Raw genomic sequence first — 20,355 nt, forward strand, 5'->3', positions numbered from 1 at the left:
TTTTAAATAGAAAGATTGATAAAATAAACATATTGGGATCAATCACCAATCAAAGGAAATAAATATTAATAAAATCTGTTGAATTTTAATTTAAAAAAAACCATTATGTATCAAGATTGTTAAGTAATGTAATAATGAGTTAAAAGATGCCTCATTCAGCAATAAAATTCAAAAATGAAAAAGATTACTCATTTTTCTCCCAAACTGAGAATATCGGAAATCAATATGAATTTATAGAACTTCATTTAGGAAAAATGAGCCATAAATCTACACTTTGGATGGATGCTGCGGTCATTACAACATTTTCTTTTGGTTTCTTTAACAGCTTAAATAATGAGCTTAAAAATAAAATAATTGATTCATTAATGCTCATCAAAGCGAATCAAGTGGAACCAATTCTCTTCCAAAGTTCAAAAATAATTGATGATAAAGGATTCTCACTTCATCACACCTTGATGTATGAGTTAAACAATTTAAACGCTATAAAATTTTTATTTAATAAAGACTGGAATATTCATGAATTTAATAGTGCATGCCAAATAATCATGAGAGAATTAACAGCATTTGAAATGAATCTAAGTAATCAAATTTCAAATCTACTAAACAATAATTTAATTTGTAATTTACTTATTTGTTCAGTGGATGTTAACTTCGATACCATTTACACCATTCGTTAATATCAATCACTTGGATTGCTAATGATCTATTGAAATATTTCGTTAGAAATTTCATTTACCATATTATTTGTTAAGAAAAAAATTAATAACAAATATTATTTGAAACAAACTATTTTCGAAATTAAATTGGAAATTTAATTATCCTTTTGCGAACCAAGCCACATTCGCTCTTTTCATCTATAAAGCTAATTTTCTGATATGCTACTGAACTAGCTGAATTAGAATTTCATCAGAGGATAAGTGTAATGCTGAGTTGGTTTGAAAAATTAGTTGATCCTTACCCAACGAAAGATTTAAACAAACCATTACCGACTACTTTTTTTGCTTTTGTTTGGCAATCAACGAAAGGTGTCAGACCATTCCTCTTTTTACTTATTGCTTGTACAGCTGCTGCTGCGTGCTTTGAGGCATTATTTTTTTCTTATATTGGTAAACTAGTTGATTGGCTCACTAAAAGTCAGCCTAATACCTTTTTAGAAACGAATCATCAAAATTTAACTATTCTCATAAGTATTTTATTCGCAAATATTTTCTTCGTAAGTTTGCAATCTATTGTCAAACACCAAGTGTTATTTAGTAATTTTCCAATGCGTATGCGCTGGTTATTCCATAATTTATTATTGCAACAATCATTAGATTTTTTCCATACCGACTTCGCTGGTCGCTTGTCTGCCAAAGTTATGCAAACTGCATTAGCAGTTCGTGAATTTTGGATGATTCTTGGTGACATGTTGGTTTATGTACTGATTTACTTTATTACGATTAGCTTTGTATTAGGTTCTATTTCGCCTGTTTTGATCGTCCCACTACTTTTATGGCTGATCTTATTTATCGCGATTGCCAGTTATTTCATTCCTCGTCTTGGTAAAGTTTCACAACAACAGGCAGATGCACGCGCTGTTATGACTGGACGTGTTACCGATGCTTATACCAATATTCAAACCGTGAAATTGTTTGCACATGCTGGTCGTGAAAGTCAGTATGCAAAAGAGTCCATGCAAGAATTTATGGTCACTGTTTATAAACAGATGCGCTTAGGTGTGAAATACCAAATCAGCATTCGTTTACTCAGTGCTTTTCTCTTTATAGGCGTGATTGGTAGTTCTGTTTGGTTATGGACACAAGGTCAAGCTGCTATAGGTGTAATCGCAGCAACCACGGCAATGGTTTTAAAACTCGATAGCCTAGCGGAATTCATCATGTGGCACATTACGATGCTTTTCGAAAATGTTGGTACGATTCAGGATGGGATGAAAACCCTAGGTAAACCAATTCAAATTCAAGACAAAAAAGATGCAACTGAACTAAAAGTTCAACAGGGCGAAATTCGTTTTGAAGATGTTAGTTTTGCTTATAATCAAAAAAATGTAATTGATCATTTCAATCTTACGATTAAACCTGGCGAGAAAATTGGTATCGTTGGTCGTTCTGGTGCAGGTAAATCTACTCTCATTCAGTTACTTTTACATTTTTATGATATTAATCAGGGTCGCATTTTGATTGATGGTCAAAGTATCCATGATGTCACACAAGATAGCTTACGTGCCAATATTGCACTAGTCACACAAGATACCTCTCTATTACATCGTACGGTAGCTGAAAATATCAAATATGGTCGCCCTAATGCGACTGAAGCAGAGATTCAACTTGCTGTCAAAAAAGCCAAAGCAGAAGAATTTATTCCTCAATTGACTGATCAGAAAGGACGTATTGGATTTGATGCCTATGTCGGTGAACGTGGCGTAAAACTTTCTGGGGGTCAACGTCAACGTATTGCGATTTCTAGAGTTTTTTTGAAAGATGCACCTATTCTTATTTTAGACGAAGCAACAAGTGCTCTTGACTCAGAAGTTGAAGCCGCGATTCAAAGCAGTTTAAATGACTTAATGGTTGGCAAAACGGTCATTGCAATTGCACACCGTTTATCTACTATTGCTCAAATGGATCGTCTCATTGTACTTGATCAAGGCAAAATTGCAGAACAAGGTACACATGAGGAACTTATTGCAAATGATGGCTTGTATGCACAATTATGGAAACGCCAAACAGGTGGTTTTTTAGTTGAGCAGCGAGTAGTGGCTCAGGACACAGAATAATGTTGTATCTAGAAGACTTAAATATTGGAGATCGTTTCATCAGCCGTGACTATGAAATGACACTTGAAGAAGTTAAACAATTCGCGAGCCTATACGACCCTCAGCCCTTTCATTTAGATGAACACGCAGCTGAACAACATCCTATTTTTCAAGGTTTAGCAGCAAGTGGCTGGCATACTTCAGCAGTAACCATGCGTTTATGGACAGAGTGCTTTCCAATCGCAGGCGGATTACTGGGTTCTGAATCTAGCCTTCGTTGGCCTCGCCCTACTCGTGTTGGCGATAAAATTCATGTCGAAATTGAGATTACTGCGATTGTGCCATCTAAAACCAAAACTGATCGTGGTATTGTCAGTTACGTTACTCAAGCTTTGAACCAACATGGCGATGTGCTATTAATATCAACAACCAAAATAATGGTCTTTAGAAAAGCAGCTTAATTTTGGAGATTGGGTGACTCTTTTGTCCAACAATTTTTATGATTGATTATTTTATTTCGTGTAAAGATGTTTCAGACTTAAATGTTTAAAAGATATTGGCAAAATTGATGAGCGCCACGGAAAGCACATGAAAACAACTTCAACTCGTCAAGATCAAGGTATACCAGGCGTCTATGGCTTATTACTATTAGACGTTGTTTCTCGCTGGGGATATAGCGATGAAACCTTATTTGCTCCTTTTCATTTAACCAGTGAGCAATTAGCTGACCCAAATTATCGAATTCCTACACCTATTGCGAATGAATTAGTTAAACATTCTTTGCGTTTAACAGGTGAAAGTACATTAGGATTTCACCTAGGTACGCAAATGCGTATTTCTATTCATGGTTTTATTGGTTATGCCATTATGACTGCGCATGACATTACCGATGCAATTGCACTTGCAAGTCGTTTTATTCAATTACGCTTGCCTTTTCTACAGCTCTATTTCTCTACCTTTGGCCCTAAAGCCACCTTACAACTGCAATGTGATATTGAAGTTGAACCATTACGTACTGAAATTATCTTAGGTTTAACGATTGGTATTATGACCATGGCAAAAGCCTTAACAGGAATTGAAGATTTAAATGGTGAAGTTGATTTAGATTTTCCTGAGCCCGCTGGATTTGATAAATACCGCGACAAACTAACCAGTACGGTGCGCTTTAATCAGCCACATTTAATTTCAAGCTTTGATAAAAAATACCTCGGTTTGAAAATGGTTAATGCAGATCCGATTGCGAGCCAAATTGCGATTAATCAATGTGAAACTGAATTATCAGCTTTGGGCGAACGTCGTCGTCTCGCAATGCGTGTTCGTGATATTTTGACCAATTCGGAACAACATTATTTAAGCATTGAAAGTGTTGCTGATCGTTTGCATATGTCTGATCGCACTTTAAAACGTCAATTAGCCGCCGAAGGAACTTCCTTCTCCACCCTAGTTGACGAAGTTCGTTATCGCCATGCAACTTCCTTACTGTCACGAACCGATTATAGTTTGGAACAAATTGCTGATGAATTAGGGTATTCTGATGTAGCGAATTTTAGCCGTGCATTTAAGCGCTGGAGTGGACGCAGTCCGAGTAACTGGCGTAAAGACCCTTATTTGTAATATTGCAAAGTGCTTCATTTATAAACACTTTTGTTTTAACTAAAAAACCTGTATAAAGCCAAATAAAATGATACGACAGATTGTTTAAGGAGTTGTCATGAATCATCCAACAGATTTAAAATATGCACGAACACACGAATGGGTAAGAATCGAAGGTGATTTAGTTGTTACTGGAATCAGTGACCATGCTCAGTTGGAGTTAGGTGATTTAGTTTACGTTGAAACACCAGAAGTCGGTAGTCATGTGACTGCAACAGAACAAGCGGGCGTTGTTGAATCTGTTAAAACTGCATCTGACATCCATGCCCCTATTTCAGGTACTGTCGTTGAAGTGAATGCAGCGCTTGAAGATGATCCAGATTTTGTCAATGAAGAACCGTATGGTAAAGGTTGGATATATAAAATCAAACCAGACAATATGGCTGATGTTGAAAAGCTCCTTTCACATAGTGAATATGAATCAGGTTTATAATTCTTGGAAATTTCTTCTTCGGTTTTTCTAGCAACAAACCGTCAAGGGTATGAGAGTTTTATAAAACTAAATACCTATAGCATTCCGCTATGGGTATCAGCTGAAGTTATATCGAGTAATGAAATAACTACTTTACGTCGCTCAGGGTTCGATATCACAATTTTTACTCATTCTTTGGAACATACAAATAATATTAGAGTAGAACAAGCTATTTATTCTATTAAAGAGCACTATCCTAATTGCACTGTATGGGTTGGTTATTAATATCAAAAACTTCAAGAGATTTGGCTAAAAAGCCCAGTACATTTACTGGGCTTTTTTGAGGTTGATACGTTAAGCAACGTAATCTATAGGAATGCCATCTACTTCTGAAACCAAGTTTTCAAAAGAGAAAATCTCATCCAGTTGCGCTTGAGTCAGCAGACCACGCTCTAAAACTACTTCTTGAATAGTTTTATTTTCAGCAATACATTGCTTACCAATTTCATCACACAAAGCATGACCCAATAATGGATCAAGCAGCGTAATAATCCCGACACTACGCATCACTGCATCATGGCAAGCTTGTTCATGTGCTTTGATTCCACGTACACATTTTTCATCCAAACTTTGAATCGCATGGGTTAATAGCTCAATTGATTCATTGAGTGAAATTGCAATCACAGGCTCCATGACATTTAACTGTAACTGTCCTGCTTCTGCTGCAAATGTAATCGTAAGATCGTTACCAATCACCTTAAATGCAATCTGATTTACCACTTCTGGAATAACAGGATTTACTTTTGCAGGCATGATTGATGAGCCAGCTTGTAATTCAGGTAATTGGATTTCACCCAAACCAGTACGAGGACCTGAACTCAATAAACGCAAGTCATTACTAATTTTTGAAAGTTTACATGCAAGACGTTTTAAGGCACTTGATAAAATAATGAATACGCCACAATCACTTGTTGCTTCAACATAGTCTTCAGCGCCAACTAAATTTAAACCTGTAATTTGTTTCAAACACGAAACTACTTTTACAGCATAGCCTTTAGGTGTGTTTACACCAGTACCAATTGCAGTTGCACCTAAATTGACTTCAAGCAACAACTCGCGTGTACGTTTAATCAGACGAACATCTTCTTTTAATAAAGTTGCAAATGCATGAAATTCTTGCCCAAGTGTCATCGGCACAGCATCTTGGAGTTGAGTTCGCCCCATTTTTAAAATATAGCGAAACTCGATTGCTTTATTCTCAAATGAAGTAATCAATTTATCCATCTGTGTAAATAATGCATCTAGAGAACAATAAGTCGATAAACGAATCGCGGTAGGATACACATCATTCGTTGATTGTGATTTGTTGATATGATCATTCGGGTGAATGATGTCATATTGACCTTTTTGATGACCTAATGATTCAAGTGCGATATTGGCAATGACTTCATTCGTATTCATATTAATCGACGTGCCTGCTCCACCTTGATAAATATCAATTGGAAATGAGTCTTGCCATTTCTGTGTTTCATTAATTAAGTCATCACAAGCTCGCTGAATCGCCAAGCTTTGAGTTTCTGTTAATTTATTAAAACTTAGATTCGCTTGAGCAGATGCTTTCTTCACTTGTGCTAACGCACGAATGAAGTGACTATTTTGTCCAACTTTTTGCGAAGAAATTTTGAAATTTTCAATAGCGCGTAAAGTATGAATTCCGTAATAACAATCCATTGGCACTTCTTTTGCGCCAAGTAAATCATGCTCTATTCTTATGGTTGCTGCTTGAACCGTGTCCACTTTCCATTTCTCTCAGACAATGCACCCTAATGGTGCAAAGAAATAATATGGAAGATTTCAAATAAATTTTCATTAGCAGAATTGCTTAACATTACGAGCTTTTTATAATGTAATTTCTCTGTATTGTTGCTTTTGTAACAACATGTGTTGTCATTTCACTCTATTTTTATGTTCAAAAATGCCTGTTATTTCTATCAATTTTTTGCTTTGGTAATAATTTGAAACATATAGCCTATTTTTAAGCCACAAATATCTTTCTTTTATTTAAAAAAAAGTGAGCTTTTTTAGATTTAAAAATTAAGATTCATACACTTAATTTAAATTACACAAAATATACAAATAAAATACAAAAACAAACAGTATTTTAAAAATCATTCGTGCTTGAATCTGTGGCCTTATCAGTCTTGTTAGAATAGTGAATCATTTTTGTCTATTCAGATGGGATTGCACAGTTATGGATAAGTAAGGACAGGCATCCATTATGAATTTTTCGAATCCCACTGTTGTTGTGTTCGTGGTGTATATTATCGCCATGCTTGGTATCGGTTTATACGCCTATTTTTCTACCAAAAACCTTGATGATTATATCCTTGGAGGACGAAGCCTAGGTAGTTTCGTTACCGCTTTATCTGCGGGTGCATCCGATATGAGTGGCTGGCTACTCATGGGTTTACCTGGGGCAATCTATTTGACAGGCTTATCTGAAGCATGGATTGCAATTGGCTTAATCATTGGTGCATGGCTCAACTGGTATCTTGTGGCTGGACGTTTACGCGTTCATACTGAGGTTCAGAATAATGCGCTTACGTTACCAGATTATTTCACTGGTCGTTTTGATGACCAGAAAAAGATCTTACGTGTAACTTCCGCACTGATTATTCTCATCTTTTTCGCGATTTATTGTGCTTCTGGCATGGTAGCTGGTGCACGTCTATTTGAAACATTATTCCACTTACCTTACCAAACCGCTTTATGGCTTGGTGCATTTGCAACAATCGGATATGTTTGTATCGGTGGCTTCTTGGCAATCAGTTGGACTGATACATTCCAAGCTGGTTTGATGATTTTTGCGTTATTGCTTTTACCTATCGTCACATACATGTCTTTGGGTGTAGGTGTCGAAGAATTTACAGCAATTGTTGAGAGTGCACGCCCACATGCTTATGATTTTGTTTCAAATTTAAGTATTGTTGGTATTCTTTCAGCAGCTGCTTGGGGTTTGGGTTATTTTGGACAACCTCATATTCTAGTTCGTTTTATGGCTGCCGATTCTGTTAAGTCAATCCCTGCTGCTCGTCGTATCGGTATGACATGGATGATTTTATGCTTGGCAGGTGCAGTTGGTTCTGGTTTTATCGGGATTGCGTATTTCCATCAACATCCTGAATTTGCAGCGGTTGTGACAGCTAACCCTGAAACAGTATTCATGGAACTCACTAAAATTTTATTCAACCCTTGGGTTGTTGGTGTGATCCTTGCTGCAATTTTATCAGCAGTCATGAGTACCTTAAGTTGTCAGTTATTGGTATGTTCAAGCGCATTAACTGAAGATTTATACAAAGGCTTGATCCGTAAAAATGCAACTCAAAAAGAGTTAGTTTGGATTGGTCGAGGAATGGTACTCGCTGTTGCAATGTTGGCGCTTGCTTTAGCTCAAAACCCCGATAGTAAAGTACTTGGCTTAGTTTCTTATGCTTGGGCTGGCTTCGGTGCTGCTTTCGGTCCATTGATTATCATGTCATTGTTCTGGAAACGTATGACACTAAACGGCGCTTTAGCGGGTATGGTGATCGGTGCAGTTACAGTGATTGTTTGGAAAAATTTATTTGCTAGTACTGGTATTTATGAAATTATTCCTGGTTTCATTTTTGCCTTGATCAGTATTGTTGTGGTGAGTTTACTTGGTAAAGCACCTAACGCAACTGTGACTGGTCGTTTTGAACAAGCAGATGAAATCTATACGAGAGAAATGAAATAAGATTTCTGAGTAAAATTTAGGGGGCTTTCGAGCCCCTTTGTTTTATTTGATCTTTTATTAAAATTTGGTTCTTGATTTAATTTTTATTTTAGAGCTGTCTTTCACAACTTGCATCACAGGGTAACTACGCGTTTCTTTCACTCCAGGAAGTTGCCATAAAATCTGCCCCGCAATACGACGAAACTCCTCCATCCCTGCGCTACGCAATTTGATCAAAAAGTCAAAGCCACCACTCACCATATGGCACTCGACGATCTCTGGATATTGTGTCACTGCATCAATAAAATCCTCGAGCACATTTGGGGTCGTTTTATCTAAAAGCACCTCAACAAACACAAGAAAACTTGCATTTAACTTATTCGGATTGAGTTTTGCCTCATATCCCAAGATAAATTCATCCTTCGTCAACTTTTGCACACGGGCCATGACAGCAGTCGGTGAAAGGTTCACTAATTCTGCCAATTTACTATTGGAAATTCTTCCATCTGTCTGAAGAATATCAAGAATTTTTAGATCGGTACGATCTAATGTATAAATAGGGCCATTCAACTGAATTTTCCTCTAAAAAATAGGTAAATTATAGTGAGTTACTCGGGTTTTATTCTGTAATCATAAATTATCTAAACCTCTCTACTCAATATGTTCTAGAGATTGTTATTGGAATTTAGTATGAATACATTGGATACTCCCGCACAAATGGACACAGCTCACACAGACGGTTATATCACCGAATTTAAAGAAAAAAGTGAGTTTGAGCAACGCATTAATACAGCTTGGCGACGTGCTGAGCCTGAAGCGGTTAAACAACTTGCAGAAGCAGCAGATATTTCCCCTGATCTTGATCAAAAAATTTATGAATTAGCATTCAGTCTTGCACATAATTTACGTGAACGTAAAAGCTCGGCTGGAAAAGCAGGTATTGTTCAAGGTTTACTTCAAGAGTTCTCACTTTCTTCACAAGAAGGTGTGGCATTGATGTGTTTGGCAGAAGCATTACTTCGTATTCCAGATACAGCAACACGTGATTTATTAATTCGTGACAAGATCAACCAAGGCAACTGGAAAGAGCATTTAGGTCAAAGTAACCTAATGTTCGTAAATGCAGCTGCTTGGGGTTTAATGCTTACTGGCAAGTTAATGGAAACACCTAAACAAACCAGTTTATCAAGTATTTTAACAGGTCTTCTCGCTCGCAGTGGACGTGGCATCATTCGTAAAGCGGTTGATGTCGCGATGCGTATGATGGGTGAGCAATTCGTTACGGGTGAAACTATCGAAGAAGCACTTGAGCATGCAAAACCATTTGAACACAAAGGTTTCCGCTATTCATACGATATGTTGGGTGAAGCTGCGCTAACCGATCATGATGCTGAGCGTTATTATAACGATTACACTCAAGCGATTCATGCCATTGGTAAAGCATCAAATGGGCGTGGTGTTTATGAAGGCCCTGGTATCTCGATTAAGCTCTCTGCTTTGCACCCACGTTACCAACGTGCGCAAATTGATCGTGTACATCATGAGCTTTACAACAAAGTTTTCGAACTTGCATGCTTAGCAAAACAATATGACATCGGCTTAAACATCGATGCTGAAGAATCTGAACGTTTAGAAATTTCACTCGAACTACTTGAGCGTTTATGTTTCGAACCAAAACTTGCGAATTGGAAAGGCATTGGTTTCGTTATTCAGGCTTATCAAAAACGTTGCTTCTACGTGGTTGATTATATCGTTGATCTTGCAAAACGCAGTAACAAACGCCTCATGATCCGTTTGGTGAAAGGTGCATATTGGGATAGCGAAATCAAGAAAGCACAAATTGACGGCATGACTGACTACCCTGTGTTTACCCGTAAAGTACACACGGATTTGTCATACATTGCTTGTGCGAAGAAGCTCCTTGCTGCACCAGATCAAGTGTACCCGCAATTTGCAACGCACAATGCACAATCACTTGCAACGATTTATACACTTGCAGACCCAAGCAAATATTATCCAGGTCAATACGAGTTCCAATGCTTACACGGTATGGGCGAACCTTTGTATGAGCAAGTTGTAGGTTCAAAAGCAGACAATAAACTTGGTGTACCGTGTCGCGTATATGCGCCTGTGGGTAACCATGAAACTTTATTGGCTTACTTAGTTCGTCGTTTACTTGAAAATGGTGCAAATACCTCATTCGTAAACCGTATTGCTGATAAGACGTTGAAAGTTGAAGACTTGATTCAATCTCCAATTAAAGATATTCAAACTGCTGCGAAAGATGAAGGTCAGATTGGCTTAAAGCATCCTGCGATTCCACTTCCGCATGATCTTTACCCATTACGTCCGAACTCAAATGGTTTTGATTTAAATAACGATCAGCCTTTAGCTGCATTAGATACAACAGCACAAAAACTCCGTAGCCATATTTGGAAAAGTGCACCTTTACTTGGTTTTGAATCAACAGTTCACGATCAAAGTAATGCGATTGCAATTACAAACCCTGCACAAAATAGTGAAATTGTCGGTCATGTGAATGAAGCGACTAGCGCGGATGTACAACTGGCATTAGAAGCAGCTGTACAAGCTGAACAAAGCTGGGCTGCAACAGATAAAGTTGAACGTGCAGCTTGCTTAAAACGCGCTGCAGATTTGATGGAAGCTCGCATCCAAGAATTGATGGTATTACTTTGCCGTGAAAGTGGTAAAACTTATGCCAATGCTATTGCAGAAGTTCGTGAAGCCGTTGATTTCTTGCGTTACTACGCGACACAAATCGAAAACTTGCCTGCAAATGCGCAAGTAAAACCATTGGGTACAGTCTTATGTATTAGCCCATGGAACTTTCCTCTTGCGATTTTCTCTGGTCAAATTGCTGCTGCATTGGTCAGTGGTAACTGTGTAATTGCCAAACCAGCAGAACAAACACCGCTTATTGCAGCGCAAGCCGTTCAAATGCTTTGGGAAGCTGGTGTTCCACACGGCGTTGTTCAACTTCTTCCGGGTCGTGGTGAAACTGTTGGTGCTCAACTTAGCCAAGATGATCGCATTCAAGGCATTATGTTTACGGGTTCAACTGAAGTTGCAAAAATCTTGCAAAAAACAGTGGCAAAACGTTTATCTCCAAATGGTCAACCAATTCCGCTCATCGCGGAAACGGGTGGTCAAAATGCGATGATCGTCGATTCTTCTGCACTTACTGAACAAGTTGTTCTCGATGTCGTCAGTTCTGCATTTGACAGTGCGGGTCAACGTTGTTCTGCTCTTCGTATCTTATGTGTGCAAGAAGATAGCGCTGCAACAGTTATCAAAATGTTAAAAGGTGCAATGCAACAGTTGATCGTAGGCAACCCTGCAATCTTAAAAACTGACATTGGTCCTGTCATCGATACTGAAGCTAAAGGAACCATTGATACGCATATTCAAAAGATGAAATCTAAGGGCTATCCTGTTCATCAGTTGATGTTTAACGATGCAGTAAGTCAACAAGCACTTGCACAAGGTACATTTGTTCCACCTACAGCGATTGAATTACCAAATCTTGATGATTTAGAGCGTGAAGTATTTGGTCCTGTCTTGCACATCATCACTTATAAGTATGGTGAGCTTGAGCAGTTGATCGACCGTATCAATGCGAAAGGCTATGGCTTAACTATGGGTTTACACACCCGTATCGATGAAACCATTAATACAGTGATCCAACGTGCTGAGGTGGGTAACTTATATATCAACCGCAACATCGTCGGTGCTGTTGTAGGCGTACAACCATTTGGTGGCGAAGGCCTATCTGGTACTGGTCCTAAAGCTGGTGGTCCACTGTATATGTACCGCTTAATGGAACACTGTTCAGAGAAAGTTTTAGCAACACCTTTTGCGGTTAAAGCTGAAATCTCTCAGTTTGATGCTGTATCAAATGTTGCTTACCAGAACTTGTTGACTTGGGCTAAACAAAACATGCCTCACGCAATTCCGACAATTCCAGCCTTTGGTGTTGGTAAGTTCTACGAGTTGCAAGGCCCAACAGGTGAAAGCAATCAATATATTATCTTGCCTCGTCATCGTGTGCTTTCAATCGCAGATGATGAAGTAAGCCAGTTACAACAGTTACTAGCGATTTTCGCAGTAAGTAGTACTGCTGCTGTAACTACAGATAATGCTTTCTTCGCCAAACATCAGAAATCTTTACCAAAAGATGTGTTATCTGCAATCACAGTCATTTCTAGTATTGAAAAAGATGCTTTTGATGCTGTTTTACATCATGGTTCAGTTGACCAATTGACTGAACTACAAACTAAAATTGCGAACCGTTCTGGAGCAATCGTGGGCATTACTCATCTCAAGAAAGATGAGCAGGTTCCTTTAGAACGTCTAGTCATTGAACGCGCTATTAGCGTAAATACTGCTGCTGCCGGTGGTAATGCGAGTTTAATGACTTTATCTGAAGACTAATTTAGGTCTTCTAATCTCCCAGCCCGAATCATGTTTACATGGTTCGGGTTTTTATTTAAAAAGAATCACTCGGATTCCCATATTTTTCCCTTTGCCACTCAAAGGTTATGCCACTTTTTTTAAGCCAATCATAAAATTCAGATACTGAGACATTGAGCAATCTAGCCATCATCATGATTGGGTATGCGTTTTTTGTGCTCTTTCATATAAGCATACCTCACTGGTTTTCTTTGGCAAAGTACGCTGCCGCTTTTTTTAGAAATTCTTTTTCCATTTCCGCAGTTTTGAGTTGTTGTTTGAGTTTCTTATTTTCTTCGAGTAGAGCAACAAGATCGGGCAAATATTGTTGTGTTCCTGCTAATGTCCCAAACTTTGCTTACTTGTACCAATTTGATAAGGTTTCCATGAAAAATACCGAGTTGTTGTGCTGTTTCGGAAACATTACCTTTATTTTCCTTAATGGCTTTTATTGCTTGAGCTTTAAATTCTGTCGTATAAATCTTTTGTTTTTTGCTCATGGTAAACTCCTGATGAATATGTTTAGTTTACCAAGTTAAAATCTCCGTTCTTGTCAACACACATCACTATACATTATTGAATTCGAAATATTAACGTAACCCACGTTCAGCTCTAAAACGTTCCAAAGTTCGAACTGCATCTTGGTAACGTGATTGAACTCTGCTGCTATTGATGCGCAAATCATATAAACGTTTTCTATAATCCTCACGATCCTTAACAGATAAGTCTTTACGCTCTAGCTCTTTTAAATAATAGTTAATATCATTTTGTGAACGATCAAACTCCGAGTTTGCTTGATAGTAGTCATTTGCAACTTGATAATATATTCGCAATGATTCACGTTTGTCTAACGAACAAATACGAAAATCACCACGCCCTTCTAATGCTTCATTGAAAATGGTTTCTGGTCGACAGTAATAGCCCAAACCTTTTTGGTAACCTTGTTCATAAAGCTTTTGATTTGGCACGATATTGGCTTTTTGGCAAGAAGAATAATATTTATCTAATCGAGATTCCTGTCCTGCTGCACCGTCTTTTTCTCCAACATTAAACCAATTTGCAGTTTTACATTGTTCAACACTCATGGCAGCACAGCCTGAAAGTAAAATTGTAAAACCTACTAACAATGAAATTTTCTTCATGGAATATTGTTCCTATTATTATAGTGTTACATAGAAATAACGGGATAAGAATTTTTCCTATCGTAATCTAAATCTGGAACCTGCCACAAATCATAAAGTGGAATTTTAACATCTAAGGCTAATGGTAACTTTTTTGGATTAAATTGCATATCGTTTAAAGTCTCTCCCCAAGCAATCACATCAATATCTAAGCTAATATTATGTGATGGGCGAACTCGACCAGATTGTGCTTCTAAATTTTTCAGGGTTTCAGTGATCTCATCAACATTCAGTCGACTTTTTAATAAACAAGCTGAATTCCAATAATCGGCACCAACACGATCCCGACATGGGATTCTATAAATAGAAGAAAATTCCACTACACCTAAGCTTAATATCTGTTGATAAGCAAATGTGAAATTTTGTTTTTGTTTGAGGTTACTCGCCAATGCGAGCGCAAAAATTGTTTCTGTTGCGTTCAAGGCGAATTCCTACTGCATTGGCTTGTGCAATGATGGCGGGTTTACGAATAGTGATAACGATCGATTCAATTGAAGAAAATGTCGTAAATAGACATTCAAGCACCAATTGTGCAGCATGCTCAATCAATTTGGGTTTGGCTTTTTGAATCACCTGAGCTGCAAGTTCGCAGATTTGTGCATAGTTCAGCGTATCTTCTAGCTCATCTGATTGCGCAGCTTGCGTTAGATCATTATGAATGGTGAGATCTAGCATCAAAGGTTGAATAATTTGGCGTTCCCAGTTGAAACAACCAACCACAGTATCCACCTTCAACCCTTCAATTATAATGGCATCCATAATGACCTAATGAACCGATAAATAAATTAATGCTTTAAAAACGAAGCAGGTTCAATATTGTGAACCATTTTCAAACGTTGGTCAGCATAAATATCAGTATATGGTGCAAGAACACGCATGAAACGATCAAAATATAACATTTGCTTAAATAATAATGCGAAGTCACGTGGGAATTTAATGCCATGACGTTCACCCACGCCAATCATATCCATCATGATATCATTGAGATCAGCAGGATTAGAACTCAGAATTTCTTGAGGATCTGCCAATAGAACACCACTAAACAAACGCTCTAAATCATCAGCAAGCACTTGAGTATCAATTTTCTGATGTGTCATCCCCATCTTGAGCATGTTTTCAGCCATTGCAGTGTAATTGGTGTGCTGTAATGCATCCATAAATGCCATACATGCTGTCCAAACCTCAGGATTCAATTGCCCAACAATCCCGAAATCAATAAAACCAATACGACCATCTTCAAGTAACATCAGATTTCCAGCGTGTAAATCAGCATGGAAACTCTTACATAACATGAGACTACCAAACCAAGTATTCATTGCAGTAATCAGAACTTGTGTTGGATCTTTGGCATATTTTTTAACAACATCAAAATCAGTTAATGACACCCCATACAAGCGCTGCATGGTAAGTACACGGCGCGTTGAAAATTGATGATAAACTTTTGGTGCAGTGGCAGCCTGATTGCCAGAAACATTCAAATATTGAATAAAGTCATCCAGATTCTGTGCTTCTTCAATAAAATCAACTTCACGTACCATACGTGTTTTGATCTCATCCACGATTTCAGAAAGTGAAGCAAATTTAATTTTAGGAACTGCTCTTTCTAATAGTTTTGTCGCCCAATGCACTACATTTAAGTCAGTATATAAAATGGTTTCGACACCAGGTTTTTGAACCTTTAACACCACATCTTCGCCCGTGACTAATCGAGCAGCATGGACTTGTGCAATTGAGGCTGAAGCCAAAGGTTTTTCGTCAATAAAACTGAAAATTTCATTGAGATTGCGACCTTCAAACTCTTCTGCCAATACTTTTTGAATATAGCTAAATGGTAAGGTCGGGGTTTGATCTAAACAGCCTTGGAATTCCTGAACATATTCACGGGGGAATAAAGAAGGCGTACTGGCAATAAATTGTCCCAGTTTGATATAAGTCGAACCAAGCGACTCAAAGGTCTCACGCATAAGTTTGGCGTTGCTTGGTTTTTCAGTTGCATATTTCACACCTGCTTGTGCTGCAACCACCACTGTTTCACCAATACGTGCAACAGATCGTAATCCATCGAATAAAATATTTCTTTTCATAATCTTTCTTGCCTCACAGATTGCATTAGTTTAGCAAATTTTGCTCAATTTACCGATCAAGTTGCCTGACAAACTGGACAATTTACATCTTTTTCAAATTTAAGAATGCGTTGCGATAGATTTAAACCATTCCAAAGCAATAGTTTTTGCTTTAATGGTGTCAGACCAAGTCCTAAAAACAGCAAAGTGTGATGCGCTTGTAATGACGCTATCATTACAGGAGTGGTAGCTAATACACCTGACTCCGCACAACGTAACCCTTCATTGTCATGATCTTCTTTCGGAAACAGGCATTCATAACAAGCTGAATCAGCATCCACCATAAACAGTTGCCCTTCAAAACCAATGGCTGATGCACTGATGAGTGGTACTTGATGTTTTCTACACACCGCATTCACCAGATAACGAGTCGTAAAATTATCACAACCATCCAAGACTACATCTTGATGCTGTACAAGTTCATCAGCATTCGTTTCATCGAATCGTATATTTTGATAGCTAACTTGTATATGCGGATTAATATCTTTTAGATGCTTTGCCAGTATTTCGGCTTTGTATCGACCTAAATCTTTTGTCGTAAAGGCAATTTGTCTTTGCAGATTACTCATTTCAATTGTATCGGCATCGACAATGGTAATTTTACCTACACCCGCACGTGCCAACAGCTCGGCACTGGTACAACCGATACCACCTGCGCCGATTATTAGCACATTGGCGAGTTTTAGTTTTTCTTGTGCTTCGATATCCCAACCATCTAATAAAATCTGACGACTATAGAGAAGCATTTCCTCATTACTTAGCTCAAATTCGTTTTCCAAATGGTCTGACACGGGACTTACTTCTTTATCATCAAGAGTATTCATGATTTTAAGTCGATGTAGGTTCTGAGGAAAGCAATAAATTAGAACGAACACTGTTTTCTTTTGACAAAAAGCTATTTTTACCCCAATATTTTTCTTACTCTTTAACAGCTTAATAAAATCAATAAGTTACAATTTGGATCAAAACTTTGGGTATTTACTCAATTTTCTTGATAAACCTATGTTTTAACTTGTTTTATTTACTCTATTTTACTGTTCACTGCCGTATAGGCAGCTTAGAAAATTTACCAAACATGCATCAAGCAACCGAATCAGTTCACTGCCGTATAGGCAGCTTAGAAACATCTACAACAGCAGTGTCCACGTAATACATGGTTCACTGCCGTATAGGCAGCTTAGAAAACACGAAAACCTTGCAACTTCTTCTCTCTGATGTTCACTGCCGTATAGGCAGCTTAGAAATTTTGTTGATGATGAAGTGCAAAGCTTGAACGGTTCACTGCCGTATAGGCAGCTTAGAAATAAAACAGACATTGTTCGTCAAATTTATTCTGGTTCACTGCCGTATAGGCAGCTTAGAAAATCCACTTCTTCGAATTTTGTTTCGCAGTAGCGTTCACTGCCGTATAGGCAGCTTAGAAACTATCGTCATGCAATATGATGCCAGCGCAAGTGTTCACTGCCGTATAGGCAGCTTAGAAAAAGAGGTTAAAGTTTGTGGAAAAGAAATTGCAGTTCACTGCCGTATAGGCAGCTTAGAAAGTACCAATCGAGATTTGAATGGGTATATCAGGTTCACTGCCGTATAGGCAGCTTAGAAAAATCCGCTACTGAAACAAGTAATAATTTTAGGGTTCACTGCCGTATAGGCAGCTTAGAAATTTCGAGCAATTAGAATCTTCTTTCTCAGGCAGTTCACTGCCGTATAGGCAGCTTAGAAACACAAGATAAAAAAATAATTATCTGGTCAACAGTTCACTGCCGTATAGGCAGCTTAGAAAAACAGAGAACCCAATGTCATCGCAATGATAAAGTTCACTGCCGTATAGGCAGCTTAGAAATGTTAGAGTGGCTTTATTGAACCGATCTGAGAGTTCACTGCCGTATAGGCAGCTTAGAAAATAATCATAACGAGATACGATAAAAAACTTAAGTTCACTGCCGTATAGGCAGCTTAGAAACTTTATTGCTAACTTCAATTGGATAAAGCGCAGTTCACTGCCGTATAGGCAGCTTAGAAATTTTCTACATTCTGTTTCTAAATTTTGCATACGTTCACTGCCGTATAGGCAGCTTAGAAATTTTGCTTGTTTTCTAATGTTGTAAATAGCCAGTTCACTGCCGTATAGGCAGCTTAGAAAATCAAATGAGATAGGGCTTTACTTTGCCAGTCGTTCACTGTCGCATAAGCAATCTCTAAATATTCATCAATAAAAATTTACTATCAATTCAATTGAATGCTCTCACCAAAATAAATAAACTTCTAAAATTATATGCTTGTAGATTTTATAAAAACAATTTGTTAAATTGCATAGACGAATATTTATTGGATTTCTTATGAGAAAAAAAATATTAAAATCCTCTTTAGCTTTAATGATACTAACAACATTAAATTTAAATGCTTATGGAAATATTTATATCTCTATTCCCTCTTTTAAAAAACCTAAAATTTCACCTTTAACCAAAGCACAAGCTCTTAAAACTGATGAATTTGAAACATCAACAAAACAATTATTGGAAGAAGGTTACATACCGATTAAATCGCAAACATTTAATGGTCGAGATGATTTCCGAGGATATGAAAATGTAGTTGCTGCTCTAGAAAAAAGGGGGGATAATCTAGGTGCTCAAATCGTCTTATTTACAAATGAAAAACCAACTGGACAGATTGGCTACTATAATTTTTCAACTCCATTTGTACAAAATACATCGATGCAATCAAACTTTGAAAGCACTAATAATAATTTTAATTCAGCAAATAATTCTTTAACTCAAACAGCTCCGAAATATAATGCTCAAAGAGAATATATTGTCAGTTATTTTTATAAATTTCACTCAATGACAGGTGTATATCCTATTGACTTATCAGATTTAGACAAATCAAGAACAGGGCAACTAGAAGGCATAAAAGCAAAATACATTTCAAAAAATTCACCTTCCACAGATGTAATTTTAGAGGACGATATTATTTTAAAAATTGATAATATTGTTGTGAGAGATGTTAGTAATTTTGTTGACATATCGAATTATTTAAAAAAAGGAAAGGTTGAATTAGAAATTCTTAGAAAAGGTCAGAAATTAGTTAAAGAAATCTTATTAAAATAAGATTTCTTTAACAACTCAATTTAATAGACCTCTTGCGAAAGTTATTTTTTGATCATCCAATTGATAAGCCCAGAAATTAAATTTACTCTTAATCCGAATCTTTTTCGTCTATTTCTATATCGTTCACTCAGAATACGAAAGACTTTAAGTCTTGAATTGATATGTTCAATCGGAATTCGACGACGACTTATTTCCTTGTTGATTTGCTTAGCTTCTTTCGGTAAGCTCATTTTCCTTGGTTTTTTAATTGGAATTAATAACTTACTCTTTATTTCTTTGAACCCTTTATAGGCCAAATCTCCCAAAATACATGTAAAATTGGCAAATTCTTTAGCATATTTTCGAGCTATTTTAAGATCATGCATTGTCCCTATTTCAACTTGAATACTCACAATTTGATTTAATTTTGGACTAAAAATAACCTGTGTTTTTAATGTATGCTTCTTCTTTTTCCCACTATAGAATTTTCTTTGTTTCTTTGGGACGTTCAATTTGTGATTCTGTAACATCTATGATTACAAAATCATCATTTGCCACATGTTGATTTCGTTTAGGTAAAGCAAAATATCGAGATTGAATCAGGGCATTTTCAACTTTTTGAATCGTGCGATTAACATTACTTTCAGCTATACCATAATCAACTGATAATTCTAGCTGTGTTCTATATGATCGTAAGTAATTCAAAGATAATAATAATTGATCTTCCAAAGTTAAAGAATGCGGACGCCCAGATTTTTTCTTTGCGCGCTCAGAATTTTCTAAAGTCGTCATCATTTTAGAAAATAAAGGACGAGGAACCCCAACTAAACGTTTAAATTCTTCATCATTAAATCGTGTTAAATTTTCATATCTCATAGAAAATAGTATAAACGATTTTATACTTTCGCAAGAGGTCTAATGTTT

General features: G+C 37.1%; 16 protein-coding genes, 1 pseudogene and 1 CRISPR repeat array. Of the genes and pseudogenes, 8 read left to right on the plus strand and 9 right to left on the minus strand.

Features of this window, described 5'->3' with window-relative positions:
- The first annotated feature begins 146 nt into the window (after nucleotides 1-146).
- The 5 genes from O1450_RS08775 to gcvH all read left to right on the plus strand — a co-directional run bounded on the left by O1450_RS08775 (nucleotide 147) and on the right by gcvH (nucleotide 4,838).
- Complete coding sequence (locus tag O1450_RS08775; protein ID WP_269228116.1) at nucleotides 147-677, plus strand: hypothetical protein; 531 nt, start codon at nucleotides 147-149, stop codon at nucleotides 675-677.
- Nucleotides 678-922: 245 nt separating this feature from the next.
- A complete protein-coding gene (locus O1450_RS08780; RefSeq protein ID WP_269228117.1) occupies nucleotides 923-2,773 on the plus strand; it encodes an ABC transporter ATP-binding protein in 1,851 nt (616 codons plus the stop codon).
- The gene (locus tag O1450_RS08785) at nucleotides 2,773-3,213 is read left to right on the plus strand and encodes a MaoC family dehydratase (protein ID WP_269228118.1); all 441 of its coding nucleotides are present in this window, start codon (nucleotides 2,773-2,775) and stop codon (nucleotides 3,211-3,213) included. The genes O1450_RS08780 and O1450_RS08785 overlap by 1 nt, the downstream gene beginning before the upstream one ends.
- A 127-nt stretch (nucleotides 3,214-3,340) precedes the next feature.
- A complete protein-coding gene (locus tag O1450_RS08790) occupies nucleotides 3,341-4,366 on the plus strand; it encodes an AraC family transcriptional regulator (protein ID WP_269228119.1) in 1,026 nt (341 codons plus the stop codon).
- A gap of 97 nt (nucleotides 4,367-4,463) precedes the next feature.
- Nucleotides 4,464-4,838, plus strand: coding sequence for a glycine cleavage system protein GcvH (gene gcvH, locus O1450_RS08795; protein ID WP_269228120.1), 375 nt, complete (start codon nucleotides 4,464-4,466; stop codon nucleotides 4,836-4,838).
- A gap of 333 nt (nucleotides 4,839-5,171) precedes the next feature.
- Here gcvH and aspA read toward each other — a convergent pair whose 3' ends face one another.
- Nucleotides 5,172-6,614, minus strand: a complete 1,443-nt coding sequence (gene aspA, locus O1450_RS08800; protein ID WP_269228121.1) for an aspartate ammonia-lyase — start codon at nucleotides 6,612-6,614, stop codon at nucleotides 5,172-5,174.
- A 481-nt stretch (nucleotides 6,615-7,095) separates the two neighbouring features.
- Here aspA and putP point away from each other — a divergent pair, with 481 nt between their 5' ends.
- A complete protein-coding gene (gene putP, locus O1450_RS08805) occupies nucleotides 7,096-8,592 on the plus strand; it encodes a sodium/proline symporter PutP (RefSeq protein ID WP_269228122.1) in 1,497 nt (498 codons plus the stop codon).
- 57 nt (nucleotides 8,593-8,649) lie between these two features.
- Here the strand turns inward: putP and O1450_RS08810 are convergent, their stop codons facing one another.
- Nucleotides 8,650-9,141, minus strand: coding sequence for an Lrp/AsnC ligand binding domain-containing protein (locus O1450_RS08810; protein WP_004662457.1), 492 nt, complete (start codon nucleotides 9,139-9,141; stop codon nucleotides 8,650-8,652).
- Between the two features lie 120 nt (nucleotides 9,142-9,261).
- Here O1450_RS08810 and putA point away from each other — a divergent pair, with 120 nt between their 5' ends.
- Nucleotides 9,262-13,023, plus strand: coding sequence for a trifunctional transcriptional regulator/proline dehydrogenase/L-glutamate gamma-semialdehyde dehydrogenase (gene putA / locus O1450_RS08815; RefSeq protein WP_269228123.1), 3,762 nt, complete (start codon nucleotides 9,262-9,264; stop codon nucleotides 13,021-13,023).
- Between the two features lie 115 nt (nucleotides 13,024-13,138).
- Here putA and O1450_RS08820 read toward each other — a convergent pair.
- The 6 genes and pseudogenes from O1450_RS08820 to O1450_RS08845 form a co-directional block, all read right to left on the minus strand.
- Nucleotides 13,139-13,541 (minus strand): annotated as a pseudogene (locus O1450_RS08820) (transposase); the annotation flags it as partial.
- A 90-nt stretch (nucleotides 13,542-13,631) separates the two neighbouring features.
- Nucleotides 13,632-14,183: a DUF2799 domain-containing protein gene (locus O1450_RS08825; RefSeq protein ID WP_269228124.1), complete on the minus strand. Its 552-nt coding sequence runs from the start codon at nucleotides 14,181-14,183 to the stop codon at nucleotides 13,632-13,634.
- Nucleotides 14,184-14,209: 26 nt separating this feature from the next.
- Nucleotides 14,210-14,644, minus strand: a complete 435-nt coding sequence (locus O1450_RS08830) for a 2-amino-4-hydroxy-6-hydroxymethyldihydropteridine diphosphokinase (RefSeq protein ID WP_269228125.1) — start codon at nucleotides 14,642-14,644, stop codon at nucleotides 14,210-14,212.
- The gene (folB, locus tag O1450_RS08835) at nucleotides 14,601-14,981 is read right to left on the minus strand and encodes a dihydroneopterin aldolase (RefSeq protein WP_046738689.1); all 381 of its coding nucleotides are present in this window, start codon (nucleotides 14,979-14,981) and stop codon (nucleotides 14,601-14,603) included. Before folB ends, O1450_RS08830 begins: the two co-directional genes overlap by 44 nt.
- Nucleotides 14,982-15,007: 26 nt before the next feature.
- Nucleotides 15,008-16,306 (minus strand): ABC1 kinase family protein, encoded by a 1,299-nt coding sequence (locus O1450_RS08840; protein ID WP_269228126.1) that lies wholly within the window; start codon nucleotides 16,304-16,306, stop codon nucleotides 15,008-15,010.
- Nucleotides 16,307-16,362: 56 nt separating this feature from the next.
- Nucleotides 16,363-17,169, minus strand: coding sequence for a HesA/MoeB/ThiF family protein (locus O1450_RS08845; RefSeq protein ID WP_442865243.1), 807 nt, complete (start codon nucleotides 17,167-17,169; stop codon nucleotides 16,363-16,365).
- Nucleotides 17,170-17,381: 212 nt separating this feature from the next.
- A CRISPR array of direct repeats spans nucleotides 17,382-18,488; the repeat unit is 28 nt; unit sequence GTTCACTGCCGTATAGGCAGCTTAGAAA.
- A 196-nt stretch (nucleotides 18,489-18,684) separates the two neighbouring features.
- On the opposite strand from O1450_RS08845, the gene O1450_RS08850 reads away from it, so the two are divergent.
- A complete protein-coding gene (locus O1450_RS08850; protein ID WP_269228127.1) occupies nucleotides 18,685-19,452 on the plus strand; it encodes a PDZ domain-containing protein in 768 nt (255 codons plus the stop codon).
- A gap of 41 nt (nucleotides 19,453-19,493) precedes the next feature.
- Here O1450_RS08850 and O1450_RS08855 read toward each other — a convergent pair.
- Nucleotides 19,494-20,307 (minus strand): IS5 family transposase gene (locus tag O1450_RS08855; RefSeq protein ID WP_269228128.1). Its coding sequence is split into 2 segments (ribosomal slippage): nucleotides 19,494-19,926 and nucleotides 19,925-20,307, totalling 816 coding nucleotides; the frame shifts between segments, so codons are not numbered across the junction.
- Nucleotides 20,308-20,355: the final 48 nt, after the last annotated feature.

It is taken from the genome of Acinetobacter sp. TR11 (genome assembly GCF_027105035.1).
Lineage (GTDB): Bacteria > Pseudomonadota > Gammaproteobacteria > Pseudomonadales > Moraxellaceae > Acinetobacter.

Excerpts from the sequence above, each read along its gene's own strand:
- O1450_RS08775 (WP_269228116.1), top strand. The coding sequence starts at position 147 with ATGCCTCATTCAGCAATAAAATTCAAAAATGAAAAAGATTACTCATTT.
- O1450_RS08780 (WP_269228117.1), top strand. The coding sequence starts at position 923 with ATGCTGAGTTGGTTTGAAAAATTAGTTGATCCTTACCCAACGAAAGAT.
- O1450_RS08785 (WP_269228118.1), top strand. The coding sequence starts at position 2,773 with ATGTTGTATCTAGAAGACTTAAATATTGGAGATCGTTTCATCAGCCGT.
- O1450_RS08790 (WP_269228119.1), top strand. The coding sequence starts at position 3,341 with ATGAAAACAACTTCAACTCGTCAAGATCAAGGTATACCAGGCGTCTAT.
- gcvH (WP_269228120.1), top strand. The coding sequence starts at position 4,464 with ATGAATCATCCAACAGATTTAAAATATGCACGAACACACGAATGGGTA.
- putP (WP_269228122.1), top strand. The coding sequence starts at position 7,096 with ATGAATTTTTCGAATCCCACTGTTGTTGTGTTCGTGGTGTATATTATC.
- putA (WP_269228123.1), top strand. The coding sequence starts at position 9,262 with ATGAATACATTGGATACTCCCGCACAAATGGACACAGCTCACACAGAC.
- O1450_RS08825 (WP_269228124.1), bottom strand. The coding sequence starts at position 14,183 with ATGAAGAAAATTTCATTGTTAGTAGGTTTTACAATTTTACTTTCAGGC.
- folB (WP_046738689.1), bottom strand. The coding sequence starts at position 14,981 with ATGGATGCCATTATAATTGAAGGGTTGAAGGTGGATACTGTGGTTGGT.
- O1450_RS08840 (WP_269228126.1), bottom strand. The coding sequence starts at position 16,306 with ATGAAAAGAAATATTTTATTCGATGGATTACGATCTGTTGCACGTATT.
- O1450_RS08845 (WP_442865243.1), bottom strand. The coding sequence starts at position 17,169 with ATGAATACTCTTGATGATAAAGAAGTAAGTCCCGTGTCAGACCATTTG.
- O1450_RS08850 (WP_269228127.1), top strand. The coding sequence starts at position 18,685 with ATGAGAAAAAAAATATTAAAATCCTCTTTAGCTTTAATGATACTAACA.